At 60.9% G+C, this 12,275-nt stretch carries 12 protein-coding genes; 4 read left to right on the top strand and 8 right to left on the bottom strand.

Annotation, left to right across the window (positions count from 1 at the left end; genetic code table 11):
- Positions 1 to 12 precede the first annotated feature (12 nt).
- The 5 genes from J3P97_RS09425 to J3P97_RS09405 form a co-directional block, all read right to left on the bottom strand.
- Positions 13 to 1,032, bottom strand: a complete 1,020-nt coding sequence (locus J3P97_RS09425; RefSeq protein WP_434673986.1) for a LacI family DNA-binding transcriptional regulator — start codon at positions 1,030 to 1,032, stop codon at positions 13 to 15.
- 3 nt (positions 1,033 to 1,035) lie between these two features.
- A complete protein-coding gene (locus J3P97_RS09420; protein ID WP_305495674.1) occupies positions 1,036 to 2,013 on the bottom strand; it encodes an ABC transporter permease in 978 nt (325 codons plus the stop codon).
- Positions 2,010 to 3,563, bottom strand: coding sequence for a sugar ABC transporter ATP-binding protein (locus tag J3P97_RS09415; RefSeq protein ID WP_305495676.1), 1,554 nt, complete (start codon positions 3,561 to 3,563; stop codon positions 2,010 to 2,012). Before J3P97_RS09415 ends, J3P97_RS09420 begins: the two co-directional genes overlap by 4 nt.
- Before the next feature lie 55 nt (positions 3,564 to 3,618).
- Positions 3,619 to 4,578, bottom strand: coding sequence for a sugar ABC transporter substrate-binding protein (locus tag J3P97_RS09410; RefSeq protein ID WP_434603594.1), 960 nt, complete (start codon positions 4,576 to 4,578; stop codon positions 3,619 to 3,621).
- Between the two features lie 134 nt (positions 4,579 to 4,712).
- Positions 4,713 to 5,159: a hypothetical protein gene (locus J3P97_RS09405; RefSeq protein WP_434673985.1), complete on the bottom strand. Its 447-nt coding sequence runs from the start codon at positions 5,157 to 5,159 to the stop codon at positions 4,713 to 4,715.
- Positions 5,160 to 5,485: 326 nt separating this feature from the next.
- Here J3P97_RS09405 and J3P97_RS09400 point away from each other — a divergent pair, with 326 nt between their 5' ends.
- The 3 genes from J3P97_RS09400 (at position 5,486) to J3P97_RS09390 (ending at position 7,728) form a co-directional block, all read left to right on the top strand.
- A complete protein-coding gene (locus J3P97_RS09400) occupies positions 5,486 to 6,574 on the top strand; it encodes an asparaginase (protein ID WP_434673984.1) in 1,089 nt (362 codons plus the stop codon).
- Between the two features lie 159 nt (positions 6,575 to 6,733).
- Positions 6,734 to 7,033, top strand: a complete 300-nt coding sequence (locus tag J3P97_RS09395; RefSeq protein ID WP_434569086.1) for a DUF1654 domain-containing protein — start codon at positions 6,734 to 6,736, stop codon at positions 7,031 to 7,033.
- A gap of 5 nt (positions 7,034 to 7,038) precedes the next feature.
- The gene (locus J3P97_RS09390) at positions 7,039 to 7,728 is read left to right on the top strand and encodes an endonuclease (RefSeq protein WP_434569087.1); all 690 of its coding nucleotides are present in this window, start codon (positions 7,039 to 7,041) and stop codon (positions 7,726 to 7,728) included.
- 135 nt (positions 7,729 to 7,863) lie between these two features.
- Here the strand turns inward: J3P97_RS09390 and J3P97_RS09385 are convergent, their stop codons facing one another.
- Positions 7,864 to 8,229 carry an SPOR domain-containing protein gene (locus J3P97_RS09385; protein WP_434603587.1) on the bottom strand — a complete coding sequence of 122 codons (366 nt, stop codon included), beginning with the start codon at positions 8,227 to 8,229 and terminating at the stop codon, positions 7,864 to 7,866.
- A 247-nt stretch (positions 8,230 to 8,476) separates the two neighbouring features.
- Between J3P97_RS09385 and csrA the strand changes: the two genes are divergently transcribed.
- Positions 8,477 to 8,671: a carbon storage regulator CsrA gene (gene csrA / locus J3P97_RS09380; protein WP_003179932.1), complete on the top strand. Its 195-nt coding sequence runs from the start codon at positions 8,477 to 8,479 to the stop codon at positions 8,669 to 8,671.
- 375 nt (positions 8,672 to 9,046) lie between these two features.
- On the opposite strand, the gene cysS is transcribed toward csrA, so the two are convergent.
- The gene (gene cysS, locus J3P97_RS09375; RefSeq protein WP_434603585.1) at positions 9,047 to 10,429 is read right to left on the bottom strand and encodes a cysteine--tRNA ligase; all 1,383 of its coding nucleotides are present in this window, start codon (positions 10,427 to 10,429) and stop codon (positions 9,047 to 9,049) included.
- 21 nt (positions 10,430 to 10,450) lie between these two features.
- On the bottom strand, positions 10,451 to 12,148 hold the full coding sequence (locus tag J3P97_RS09370) for a glutamine--tRNA ligase/YqeY domain fusion protein (protein ID WP_434673983.1): 1,698 nt from the start codon (positions 12,146 to 12,148) through the stop codon (positions 10,451 to 10,453).
- Positions 12,149 to 12,275: the final 127 nt, after the last annotated feature.

The following is a 12,275-nucleotide window of genomic DNA, read 5'->3' as shown; positions in this document are numbered from 1 at the left end:
CGTCAATTCGGTTCAGCGGTATTGGGCGAATGTACCGGACAGCGGTGCAGTCGATTCTCGCAAGACAATGCTGGGCGTCACGATCCGCTGGTCGGTGGCAAGCGTCGGCGTGGCGATCCGGCGTAGCAGCACTTCGGCCGCCATCTCGCCGAGCTGCAGGATCGATTGCCCCACCGTGGTCAGCGCCGGGTAGACGTAACGGCTCATCTGGATGTCGTCGAAGCCGATGATCGACAGCTCGCCGGGCACCCGCACGTTGCGTTCAGCGGCGGCGCGCAGCGCACCGATGCCGATCATATCGTTGGCGGCGAAGATCGCGCTGGGCGGCGGCTGCTCAAGCAGTTGCGCCGCCGCGCGATAGCCGCCGGTACTGGTGAAATCGCTTTCGAGCATGCGCTCTACGGGCAATTCGATCCCCGCCTCTTTCAGCGCACGGCAGTAACCCGCCAGGCGCATCTGCGCCACACTGGTGTCCGCCGGCCCACCGATAAAGGCAATGTCGCGGTGCCCTAGCTCCAGCAAGTGCCGGGTCGCCAGGTACGCGCCATATTCGTGGTCGATACGCACCAGGTCGGCGTCCACCCCATCGAGCCCGCGGTCGACGATCACCATGGGCGTGCGCACGTTGGCCAAGCCTTCGGCCAGGCCGACATCGCCGCCGGCCGACGCCACGATCAAGCCGTCGATGCGTTTTTCCAGCAGCACCCGCAGGTAACTGCGCTGCTTGTCCGGGTTGTCGTCGGAATTGCACAGGATCACGCAATAGCCATTGCGCTCGCAGTAATCCTCGATCCCGCGAGCCAGTTCCGCGAAGTACGGGTTGAGGCTGTTGGGCACCAGCAGGCCAATGGTCGCCGTGGTCTTGGCTTTGAGCGAACGCGCCACCGCGCTGGGCACGTAGTCCAACCGCTCGATGGCCGCCTCGACTTTGCGTCGCACCTCGTCACTGACCGGCCGCGTCTTGTTCACCACGTGGGACACCGTCGTGTAGGAAATCCCCGCGAGCGCCGCCACATCCTTGATCGTCGCCATGCTTCAAGCCCGCCGACTGGCGCGCTGGCTGCGGTACGTATCGAGCACCACCGCCACCACGATCACCGCGCCGGTAATGATCCTTTTGGTCGGCTCGGTCGCGCCGATCTGGGCCAGACCCGCCGCCAGCACCGAGATGATCAACACGCCGAAGAAGGTACTGATGACCGAGCCGCGCCCGCCCATCAGGCTCGTACCGCCGATGACCACCGCGGCGATGACCTGCAGCTCAAGCCCTGAACCGGCGTTGGGATCGGCCGCCTCCAGGCGCGAAATCTGGAACAGCGCGGCGACACCGGCGAGCAGCCCCATCAGGCTGAACACCAGGATCTTGTAGGGTTTGGGATTGATGCCGGCCAGGCGCACGGCCTCTTCGTTGGTGCCGATGCCGATCAGGTAGCGACCGAACACGGTACGGGTCAGCACGGCCTGGGCAATGAAAATCACCAGCAAGGCAATGATGAACGAAGGGGAAATACCGAAGGCGATCGGGTTGGACAACCAGGCGAAGGAGTCGCCGATATAGGCGGTCCGCGAGCCGGTCATCTGGTACGCCAGGCCACGGGCCATTTCCAGCACGCCCAGCGAGACGATGAACGACGGGATGCGCCACGCTACGGTAATCGAACCGGTCACCGTCCCGGCCAGCGCCGCCACGGCCATGCCGAGCAAGGCCGACGGCCAGACACTCCAGCCCCAGCCGAGCACCGCCACGCTGACCGTCGAGGCCGCCAGCGCCAGCACCGAGCCCACCGACAGGTCGATGCCGCCGATGATCAGGATGAACGTCATGCCGACCGCCAGTACCATCAAATCCGGAATCTGGTTGGCAAGGGTGCTGAAAGTGTCGTAGGAAAGGAAATGGCTGCTCAGGACCGAGAACAGCGCGACCATGGCCAGCAAGGCGCCGGCCAGGCCCAGGTAGGTGCCAAGGCCATAAAAGTTGCCATTCGATTTGCCGACGGCAGGAGCGGTTTTCATGAGAGTTCCCTAGGCGCTGCTTCGTTGAGCAACGCATCACGTTTCTGGTAGCCGGCGAACGCGGCGGCAAGCAAGTCATCCTGGGTCCAGCTGTCGCGCTCGAAAGTGTCGATCAGGCGCCCGGCGGACAGCACGCCGATCCGGTCGCAGATCAGCATCAGTTCCCGCAGGTCACTGGACACCACGACCAGCGCCTTGCCCTGGCGAGTCAACTCACCAAGCAGCGCATAAATGTCGAATTTGGCGCCGACGTCGATGCCCCGGGTCGGCTCGTCGAACAGCAATACCGAGCAATCGCGTTCGAGCCAGCGGCCGATCACGACCTTCTGCTGGTTGCCGCCGGACAGTTCCGACACCAGCTGCGTCGGGCTGGAGCTGCGGATGCGCATGGCATCGATCTGCCGCTGCGCCAGCGAGAGTTCCTCGCTGCCGTTGACGAAACCGCCACTGGAAATCTCCGGCATGTTGCCCAAGGCAATGTTGGCCGCGATGGATTGGGTCAGCAGCAAGCCTTCGCCCTTGCGATCCTCGGTAATCAAGGCGATGCCATGAGCTACCGCGTCGGCCGGCGAGCGAATGCTCACCACCTGCGCCGGTGAACCCAGCGCCACCGTGCCGCTGTCGGCCGCATCGGCGCCGAAGATCAGCCGCAGCAGCTCGGTGCGCCCCGCCCCGATCAGGCCGGAAATACCGAAGATTTCGCCACTGCGAACTTCAAAGGACACATCGCGAACCTTGTCGGAACGGCTCAGGCCCTTGACCGTCAGTGCCGGTGCGCCGATCTGGCGCGGGCCCAGGTCGATGTGCTCGCCCAGCTCGCGACCGACCATCAGCGTCACCAGTTGCTCGCTGTTGTAGTTGGCCATCGGCTCGACGCAGACCAGGTTGCCGTCGCGCAACACCGCAATGCGCTGGGCCACCCGCGCCAGTTCTTCGAGGCGATGGGAAATGTAGATGATCGACACGCCGCGGGCCTGCAGACGGGTGATCTGTTCGAACAGCATCTCGACTTCACGGGCCGTCAGCATGGCGGTCGGTTCGTCGAGGATCAGCACATGGCAATCGCCGATCAGGTTGCGGGCGATCTCGACCATCTGTTGGTGACCGATCCCCAGCTCACCGACCAACGTGTCAGGATCGATGGCATCCAGCCCCACCTGGGCCATGGCCTCGACTGCCGCCTTGCGCAATTGCTTGCGGCTGATCCAGCCAGCGTGGCTGGGCAGGTTGTCGAGGAACAGGTTTTCAGCCACGGAAAGGGTCGGCAGCAGGTTGAGCTCCTGCATCACCATGCGCACGCCCAACGATTCAGCCTGGGTCCGGCTGCCGGGACGGTAATCCTGCCCCTGGAATTGCATCTGCCCGGTTGTCGGCGTGACCAGCCCGCCGATGATCTTGGACAAGGTACTTTTGCCGGCGCCATTTTCGCCGGTCAGCGCCAGCACTTCACCGCGCATCAACGTCAGGGTGATATCGCTCAGTACCGGCTGCGCATAGGTCTTGCCGATACCGCTGACGCAAAGGACAGCGTTCGGATCACGAACGGACATAACAAACTCTCCAATGCGCCCGCCCGGTCGGGCGAGCGCCGTTGTGTCGCCAGGGTTACGGCTTGGTCACCAGCTCGACCGGAGTTTCGATGACGCCGTTGGTGCCGCTGTCGACTTTTTCGCCCTTGAGCATCTTCAGCGCGGTTTCGATGCCGAACACTGCCTGCCTGGCAGCGAACTGGTCGGCCGTCGCCAGGACGCGACCGTCCTTGAGCATCGGCTTGATGGCGTTGATGTTGTCGTAGCCGACCACTTGCACCTTGCCCGCCTTGCCAGCGGCACGAACGGCCGAGACCGCACCGACCGCCATGCTGTCGTTGCCGGCCAGGAGTGCCTTGATGTTCGGGTATTCGCTGAGCATCGACGCGGCAACCTGGTTGCCCTTGTTGATTTCCCAGTCACCGGATTGCAGGGAGACGACCTTGATCTGCGCCGCTTCCATCGCATCCTTGAAGCCTGCGGTGCGCGCCTGGGCGTTGGTGGTGGTCGACACACCTTCGATGATGCCGACCTCGTCACCGGCCTTGAGCTGCTTGGCCAGGTATTCACCCACCAGGCGGGCGCCCTTGCGGTTGTCCGGGCCTACGAACGGCACGTTGATGTTCTTGCTCTTGACCACGGCCGGATCGAGCTGGTTATCGATGTTGATCACAGTGATGCCGGCATCCACGGCTTTCTTGATCACCGGCACCATGGCCTTGGAGTCGGCCGGCGCGATGATCAGCGCATCGACCTTGGACACGATCATCTGCTCGACGATGCGAATCTGGTTGGCGGTGTCGGTTTCATCCTTGATCCCGTTGGAGATCAGGTCGAAATCGGCGGAGTGTTCCTTCTGATAAGCCTTGGCGCCATCTTCCATGGTCAGGAAGAATTCGTTGGCCAGGGATTTCATGACCAGGGCGACCTTGGGTTTTTCGGTGGTCTGGGCGAGCGCCGAGGAGAATGGCAGCGCTGCGGATGCGGCCGCGAGCATGGCGACGGCGAGAAGGCGTCCAGCGAATGGCAGCTTCATGGGTTCACTCCGATTTTATGATTATTGTGAGCAAAATCGTCGCACGACAGCCGCGCAAACGTTTGCGTGGAATGAACTATGGTAAAGCATCAGGGTTTTGTCAACGTTGCGGTTTCATCCGCAACGTTGACACCTCAAGCGGTGGTATTCACCAGCGCCCCCGAACCCGAATCCTTGGCCAGTTCCTTGATCAGGTTGCCGGTGACCTGTTGCAGCGCGCCGGTGGTATCGGCGATTTGCCCTTGGATAGCCATGATAGCGGTCGTCTTGGCTTCGGGCGTTGAATAGGCACGCGTCTGTGCAGCGGCAAGTTGTTGCTGCTGCTCCCGCAATTGCTGCTGGAGTTCCTGCATTCGCTTGAGCAGCACTTGCATAGCGATACTTTGCGTACTGCTGCTTTTCTCGGTCTTGCCCTCGGCTTCGGTTGCAAGGTTCGCACGGACCGTGCCGGTTTCCTGCGTTTCGCGCAGCGCCTCGTCAGCCGCGTCAGCGCTCGCCTCCTTCAGGGCATTCAGCGTGGAGATAGATCTACCACCGAGGGTGATGGTCGCGGCATTGGGAAAGCCGATGGAAAAGGACATGTCTCGCTCCGTGAATAAATTCCTACAAAGGCATCGTCCGTCAGAGCTTTTTCTTTAGCGCTTCAGATCTTTCTTTCAGCCCTTTCCCTTTCGGGTAACCGAACAGTAAACACTCGCGGCATTCGGAAACCCGTCCCCGGACTGCTTGCCCGGGTCCCTCACTTAATACACATCGTTATGGATATCAACGTCTTAGGCCCTGATCAGCGGCGCCGACCGGGCTGGTACGGATCATGCTCCTCCAGCTGTGTTCCCGGCATTCAGGTCTGCCGGAACATCTAGATGAATCCTCATGACTAGATTCCTCATGACTAGAGAGAAAAATAATGACATCTGCTTTCAAGACTCTTGTCCCGGGCGCCTTGGCCCTTCTGCTCCTGCTGCCCGGCGCGCTCCAGGCAAAAGAAACCCAAACTGAGCAAAAGCTCGCCAACGTCGTCATCCTCGCCACCGGCGGCACCATCGCCGGCGCGGGAGCCAGCTCGGCCAACAGCGCCACTTACCAGGCGGCGAAGGTGGGCATCGAACAACTGATCGCCGGCGTGCCCGAGCTCAGCCGACTGGCCAATGTGCGTGGCGAACAGGTCATGCAAATCGCCTCGGAAAGCATCACCAACGACAATCTGCTGGAGCTGGGCCGGCGCGTCGCCGAGCTCGCCGACAGCAATGACGTCGATGGCATTGTCATCACCCATGGCACCGACACGCTGGAAGAAACCGCGTACTTCCTCAACCTGGTGGAAAAGACCGAAAAACCGATCATCGTCGTCGGCTCGATGCGTCCCGGCACTGCGATGTCGGCAGATGGCATGCTCAATCTCTACAATGCCGTGGCCGTGGCCAGCAGCAAGGAAGCACGGGGCAAGGGCGTGCTGGTGACCATGAACGATGAAATCCAGTCCGGTCGCGATGTCAGCAAGATGATCAACATCAAGACTGAAGCCTTCAAGAGCCCATGGGGCCCGCTGGGCATGGTAGTGGAAGGCAAATCCTACTGGTTCCGCCTGCCGGCCAAGCGTCACACCCTGGACTCGGAATTCGACATCAAGACCATCAAGAGCCTGCCGGACGTGGAAATCGCCTACTCCTACGGCAACGTCAGCGACACGGCTTACAAGGCCCTCGCCCAGTCCGGCGCCAAGGCGATCATCCATGCCGGTACCGGCAACGGTTCGGTGTCGTCGCGGGTTGTGCCTTCGTTGCAGGCCTTGCGCAAGGAAGGCGTGCAGATCATTCGTTCGTCCCACGCCAACGCCGGCGGTTTCGTGCTGCGCAACGCCGAACAGCCTGACGACAAATACGACTGGGTCGTGGCCCACGACCTGAATCCGCAGAAGGCGCGCATCCTGGCCATGGTCGCCCTGACCAAGACTCAGGACAGCAAGGAATTGCAGCGGATATTCTGGGAATACTGATACTCACGCCCGGCCGTTTCCGGTCGGGCTGTTTCGCCACCTGCTTCCTACGAGCAGGTGGCGCTTCGCCTACACACCCGCTAAAAAACGTATTTCTCCTACACCAAAGTCGGAAAAGTGTTGTCAGACGATTTTCTTGAATTTTAAGCAGTTGCGTAATTGCCTACGGTTAAATACTGTATGCCCGTACAGCTTAATAAGGATAACCCTGTGGCAACGCCTCTCGCTGCAACTACCCCCTTAGATTCCTACACACGACTCGGCCTGCGCGTCTCGAAAATCATCAATTCGCCCACCGCGCAAAAGGCCAAGGCCGCACTGATCTTCCGCCTGCCCGACGAGCCGATCGACGAGTGGGAACGCCTGCTCGAAGAAATCGACGAGAACGACAACGTCACCCTCGCTTATCGCGACGATGGCGGTGTGCAGGTTTTCTGGGTTGTGCCGAAGGAAGATTGAGCCCGATGATTGTTCGCTGTTTAGCTTTATTGCTCGTCTTCGTTGCCACGGGTGCACAGGCTGGTGCGCCGCGCACCTTCAACGAAGCCAAGAAAGTCGCCTGGAAACTCTATGCGCCGCAATCCACCGAGTTCTATTGCGGGTGCAAATACACCGGCAACCGGGTGAACCTCGCGGCCTGCGGTTATGTACCGCGCAAGAACGCCAATCGCGCCGCCCGCATCGAGTGGGAGCATATTGTCCCGGCCTGGCAAATCGGCCATCAGCGCCAATGCTGGCAACAGGGCGGGCGCAAGCAGTGCACCCGCTACGACCCGGTCTATCAACGGGCCGAGGCGGATCTGCATAACCTGGTGCCGAGCATTGGCGAGGTGAACGGTGATCGCAGCAACTTCAGCTTCGGCTGGTTGCCGGTGCAGAAAGGCCAGTACGGCTCATGCCTGACCCAGGTGGATTTCAAGGCCAAGAAAGTCATGCCGCGCCCGTCCATTCGGGGGATGATCGCCAGGACGTATTTCTACATGAGCAAACAATACGGTTTGCGCCTCTCCAAACAGGACCGGCGCCTGTATGAAGCCTGGGACAAGACCTATCCGGTGCAGGCCTGGGAACGCCAGCGCAACCAGAGCGTGGCGTGTGTCATGGGCCGCGGGAACGAATTCGTCGGCCCGGTGGACCTGAAGGCCTGCGGCTGACCTGGCATTCGTTAACAGCACAAAACAATGTGGGAGCGAGCTTGCTCGCGATAGCGGAGTGACAGACAACAGGTTTGTCGACTGATATACCGCTATCGCGAGCAAGCTCGCTCCCACAGGTTCTGTATTGACCGATTATTGAGCAGGCGGGAAGTCCACCACCAAGGCTTCGATATTGCGTTTCTTCGCACGGACCAGGGCAGCGGTGATCTGTTCCTGCTTCGCTTCGGCTTCAGCCTTCGAGCTTAACGGCCCTACCAGGACGCGGTCCTTGCCGTTTTCCCTGACGACGGTGGACATGAAGCTGTGCTCGATCAGCCATCCGGTCAGGTCGCTGACGGCCTGGGGCGTCTGGCCTCGAACCTCGACGGCCCACTGCGGTGCGGCAGCGGCGGCCGGCGTAGAGCTCGCCACGGGCTTGGGCTTGGGTGCCGCGACGTCACGCCCTTCACCGCATCCCGCCAGCGCCAATACCACCAATACCCAAGCCAATTTACGCACAACGATTCCCCCGAAAGACATGAGGCGGGAATTTTAGCACTCACTGTCGCCAAAAACGCCGCAAACGGAGCTCAAAACACGAGAAACCTCTCCGGCGTCTCTGTATAGTCGCACCCTGGGAATTAATGCAGCATCTGCACGTCAGAAAGAGGCACCCACATTGTGACACTTAGCACTAATCTATAAGCAGTACCGACATCTGCACTGTCTGAATCAGGTGCCCTATAAAGCAATCAAGGAGAACACCATGCTGATACTCACCCGCAAAGTCGGTGAAAGCATAAACATTGGTGACGACATCACGATCACCATTCTGGGCGTAAGCGGCCAACAAGTCCGGATCGGCATCAACGCCCCGAAAAACGTTGCGGTGCACCGCGAAGAAATCTATCAGCGTATCCAGGCCGGCCTGACTGCTCCTGACAAGCCACAAACGCCCTGAGCCCCTGCCGCAATCCGCAGCCAGCCCGTTTGCAGCAGCGCAGTGGCTGGCTAAAGATCAGGCCGACCGAGCCTCACCCTGCTCTATCCCGCCTTTGACGTTCCGTTAAAACCGATACTACTGGCATGTCTCACAGCATGGCTGTCAGACGTTTCGTTTTAATGGCGACGAAGCAGGCGTTCGTGACCGGTTCCGGCATGGGGACTGTGCTGTCAGCGCGAAGGTCGAAGCGACCTGTTCCAGCGTGGACATACAAAAAACTGTGGGAGCGAGCCTGCTCGCGAATGCGGTATATCAGTCAAACCATTGTTGGCTGATATTGCGCTTTCGCGAGCAGGCTCGCTCCCACAGGGGTATTGCGAGGGGTGGAAGGACTCAGTCCGCCAATCGCCAGGTCGTCCCGCCCTTGCCGTCTTCGAGCACCACGCCCATGGCGGTGAGCTGGTCGCGGATGCGGTCGGATTCGGCCCAGTCCTTGTTGGCCCGCGCGGTCAGGCGCGCCTGGATCAAGGCCTCGACCTCGGCGGCGTTCACCCGGCCTTCGGCGCCGGCTTGCAGGAAGTCGTCGGCTTCAAGCTGCAACACGCCCAACACGCTGGCCAATTCCTTCAGCCGCGCTGCCAGGCCCGCCGCCGCATCGAGATCGCTCTCGCGCAGGCGGTTGATCTCACGCACCATCTCGAACAGCACCGCGCAGGCTTCCGGCGTGCCGAAGTCGTCGTTCATCACTTCGGTGAACCGCGCCATGAACGCTTCGCCACCAGCAGGCGGCACGGCGGGCAGGCCCTTCAAGGCATGGTAGAAACGCTCAAGGGCACCCTTGGCGTCCTTGAGGTTGTCTTCCGAATAGTTGATGGCGCTGCGGTAGTGGCTGGACACCAGCAGGTAACGCACAACTTCCGGGTGATACTTGTCGAGCACGTCGCGGATGGTGAAGAAGTTGTTCAGGGACTTGGACATCTTCTCGCCATTGATGCGGATCATGCCGCAATGCATCCAGGCATTGGCGTAGGTCTTGCCGGTGGCCGCTTCGCTCTGGGCGATCTCGTTTTCGTGGTGCGGGAACTCCAGGTCGCTGCCGCCGCCATGAATGTCGAAGGTCTCGCCCAGGCAGCAGGTCGACATCACCGAGCATTCGATGTGCCAGCCCGGACGCCCGGCGCCCCACGGTGAATCCCAGCTCGGCTCGCCCGGCTTGGCGCCTTTCCACAGCACGAAGTCCAGCGGGTCTTCTTTCGACTCGTCGACCTCGATGCGTGCGCCGATGCGCAAGTCTTCGATCTTCTTGCGCGACAGCTTGCCGTAGCCCATGAACTTGGCGACGCGGTAGTACACATCGCCGTTGCCCGGTGCGTAGGCATAGCCCTTGTCGATCAGGGTCTGGATCATCGCCAGCATGCCCGGGATGTGGTCCGTGGCCCGCGGCTCCAGGTCCGGCTTCTGGATGTTGAGGCGCGCCTCGTCCTCGTGCATGGCCTTGATCATGCGCTCGGTCAGCGCATCGAACGCTTCACCGTTCTCGTTGGCCCGATTGATGATCTTGTCGTCGATGTCGGTGATGTTGCGCACATAGGTCAGGTCATAACCGCTGAAGCGCAACCAACGGGTCACCAGGTCGAAGGCAACCATGCTGCGGCCATGGCCGAGGTGGCAATAGTCGTACACGGTCATGCCGCAAACGTACATACGGACCTTGTTGCCATCCAGCGGCTTGAAGACTTCTTTGCTCTTGGTGAGCGTGTTGTAGATCGTAAGCACGGGGTTTCCCTTAAGACTTGATCACTGACCCCAGGAGTCGCGCAAGGTCACGGTACGGTTGAATACCGGAGCACCAGGTTTCGAGTCCTTGATATCCGCGCAGAAGTAGCCTTCGCGCTCGAACTGGAAACGGTCTTCCGGCTGTGCGTTGCCCAGCGAAGGCTCGGCACGACAACCCGTAAGTACTTGCAGGGAGTCAGGGTTGATGTTGTCCAGGAAGCTGGCGCTGTCTTCGGCCTTCTCCGGGTTCGGCGAACGGAACAGGCGATCGTACAGGCGCACTTCGCACTCGACGCTGGCGGCGGCCGGCACCCAGTGGATCACGCCCTTGACCTTGCGACCTTCCGGGTTCTTGCCCAGGGTGTCGGGATCGTACGAGCAACGCAGCTCGACGATGTTGCCGTCGGCGTCCTTGATCGCCTCGTCGGCGCGGATCACGTAGCTGCCGCGCAAGCGCACTTCGCCGGCCGGCTCCAGGCGCTTGTAGCCTTTTGGTGGCTCTTCCATGAAGTCGTCACGGTCGATGTAGATTTCCCGGGCGAACGGCAGGACGCGCACGCCCATGTCTTCTTTCGGGTGGCACGGCAGTTCGAGGTTCTCGACCTGGCCTTCCGGGTAATTGGTGATGACGACTTTCAGCGGACGCAACACGCACATGGCGCGCGGTGCGCTGTGGTCGAGGTCCTCGCGAATGCTGAATTCCAGCATGCCGAAATCGACCACACCGTCGGAACGGTTGGTGCCGACCATCTCGCAGAAGTTGCGGATCGACTTGGGCGTGTAGCCACGACGGCGGAAACCCGACAGCGTCGACATACGTGGGTCATCCCAGCCGTTGACGTGCTTCTCGTCCACCAGTTGCTTGAGCTTGCGCTTGCTGGTGATCGTGTAGTTCAGGTTCAGGCGGCTGAATTCATACTGGCGCGGGTTGGCCGGCACCGGCAGATGCTCGAGGAACCACTCGTACAGCGGACGATGACTTTCGAACTCCAGGGTGCAGATCGAATGCGTGATGCCTTCGATGGCGTCGGACTGGCCGTGGGTGAAGTCATAGTTCGGGTAGATGCACCACTTGTCGCCCGTCTGGTGGTGATGGGCATGACGGATGCGGTACATGATCGGGTCGCGCAGGTTCATGTTCGGCGAGGCCATGTCGATCTTCGCGCGCAGCACACGGGCACCGTCCGGGAATTCACCAGCGCGCATGCGGGCGAACAGGTCGAGGTTCTCTTCCACGCTGCGATCGCGGAACGGACTGTTGCGGCCCGGCTCGGTCAGGCTGCCGCGATATTCCTTGGCCTGCTCCGGCGTCAGGTCACACACGTAGGCGTTGCCGGACTTGATCAGCTCCACCGCCCAATCATGCAACTGGTCGAAATACTGCGAGGCGTAGCGCACTTCGCCGGCCCATTCGAAGCCCAGCCACTTGACGTCGCTCTTGATCGCGTCGATGTATTCCTGGTCTTCCTTGGCCGGGTTGGTGTCATCGAAACGCAGGTGCGTGACGCCACCGAACTCCTCGGCCAGGCCGAAGTTCACGCAAATGGATTTGGCGTGACCGATGTGCAGATAGCCGTTGGGCTCCGGCGGAAAACGGGTGACGATCTGCGTGTGCTTACCCGAATCCAGGTCCGCCTGGATGATCGGGCGCAGGAAATTGACCGGCACGGCCGGGCCGGTCTTGGAATTCGAGGTAGGGTCGACAGTGGGCTTGCTCATAGGATCCTTGAACATACAAGTGCGCGGCCGGGTGCGGCCTGATAAATCAAAGCCCGTATCATAGCCGATGCTGTCAAGCACCTGACAGGCCAGGCCGGCAAACGATTGAATTTATTCGACAGCCAGA

It is taken from the genome of Pseudomonas sp. R1-15 (assembly GCF_051132085.1).
Lineage (GTDB): Bacteria > Pseudomonadota > Gammaproteobacteria > Pseudomonadales > Pseudomonadaceae > Aquipseudomonas.
Note: the sequence above shows the minus strand (reverse complement) of the source record. Positions and strands in the feature narration are given on the sequence as shown.